Consider the following 797-nt stretch of genomic DNA (forward strand, 5'->3'; position numbering starts at 1 on the left):
CCGCGGCCACCGCGGTTTCTTTGTTGGTTCTCACAAACTACGGAGAATCACACGGTGGCCGCGCCCGTTCGGACGCCACGCCGTCGCCCACTCCAGAGACCACACGCCGACCACTGTCACTGGAGTATTAGGTGCCCTGCGCTCACCCCTGTTGTAGTCCGGGAGGAGATCTGTGGTGACGAAGCCGTCCAACCTGTCGAGATAAATATTGGAGAGGATTGGGGAAACTACGCCTCCAACGCACTTGGCAACTTCGAGTTCGAGGTCACGCTGAGCTACCGGCGGCTGGAACTGCCTCGGCGTGTCGAGGTGACGTCACGACACAGGCGGTAGTACTGATCTGGCTGTGGGTGATCGTCGTCGTGTGGGTGCGGGTGAGTACGCCGAGCGGGTGAACGCTGCGGCGCAGCTGCTGGAGGGCGGCGTTCCGATCGAGGACGCCGCCCTTCTGCTGTCCGCGCGGTTTGGGGTTTCGCTGCGGCAGGCCCGGCGTTACGCCGATTCGGCGGTGGATGGACGGGTGGTCGTGCCTGAGCCGACGGTGGTGTTCACGGTCAAGCTTCCCGCTGCGCTGGCCGAGCGAACACGCGAGGAAGCCCGGGCCTGCGGCACGACGATTTCGTCGCTCGTGACCGGTGCTTTGTCGGACTATCTCGTCTCAGCCGCGGCGGGAAGTCCGACGGATGAATGAGCGGGCGATCGCCCTTGAGTATGCGTTCGACCGCCACGCGGCCCGGGATCTGTCGATCGCGTACGGAGTCCTGGTCCCACCGCGGCGGCTGAAAATCCAGACGGAC

1 protein-coding gene is annotated in these 797 nt (G+C 64.6%); it reads left to right on the forward strand.

The window, feature by feature from the left end; translation table 11 throughout:
• Positions 1–346 precede the first annotated feature (346 nt).
• The gene (locus AB1460_RS37945; protein WP_368967426.1) at positions 347–691 is read left to right on the forward strand and encodes a hypothetical protein; all 345 of its coding nucleotides are present in this window, start codon (positions 347–349) and stop codon (positions 689–691) included.
• Positions 692–797 lie beyond the last annotated feature (106 nt).

Origin of the sequence: Parafrankia sp. FMc2 (assembly GCF_041008525.1) — a bacterium.
Taxonomy (GTDB): Bacteria; Actinomycetota; Actinomycetes; order Frankiales; family Frankiaceae; genus Parafrankia.